This is a genomic window from Iodobacter sp. BJB302 (assembly GCF_002735645.1).
Taxonomy (GTDB): domain Bacteria; phylum Pseudomonadota; class Gammaproteobacteria; order Burkholderiales; family Chitinibacteraceae; genus Iodobacter.
On the sequence record NZ_PDZG01000201.1, the window covers coordinates 1 to 544 of the forward strand.

Sequence of the window (544 nt, forward strand, 5' to 3'; positions counted from 1 at the left end):
GGCTTGCCGCGCCATTCAATGATTTGATTCAAGCTGCGTATTACGCGCTCTGCCGGCAAAGAGAAATCAACTTCAATACCTAATCCTTCCCGATTAAAATCATCAATCACATTAAATAAGCGAATGCTGCGGCCATCGGCTAATTGATCGTGCATAAAATCCATCGACCACGTTTCATTTTTTGCCTCTGGCACTGCTAATGGCTCTGGCGTTTCGCGTTCTAAGCGCTTTTTAGGCTTAATCCGCAGATTTAATTCTAAATCGCAGTAAATCCTGTAGACCCGTTTATGATTCCAGTGCTTTTTCCTGACGTTGCGCAAATGCAAAAAGCAGAGGCCAAAGCCCCAGTTGCGATGCGTTTCCGTGAGCTGAATCAGCAGTTCCGCAATTTTTGCGTTTTCTACATCTAGCTTACGAATATAACGATAGCAAGTCGTGCTAATTGCAAAGCTGGCGCAAGCCGCACGAATGGAGACGGACTTGGTTTCAACGGCCCAGTGAGCCATCTCACGACGTTGAGATGTTTCAGATGATTTCTGACATG

Annotated in this window: 1 protein-coding gene; it reads right to left on the reverse strand. The window is 45.8% G+C overall.

Annotation, left to right across the window (positions count from 1 at the left end; genetic code table 11):
• Positions 1 to 544: DDE-type integrase/transposase/recombinase (locus CSQ88_RS22635; RefSeq protein WP_143449606.1), on the reverse strand; the 544-nt coding region annotated here is incomplete at both ends.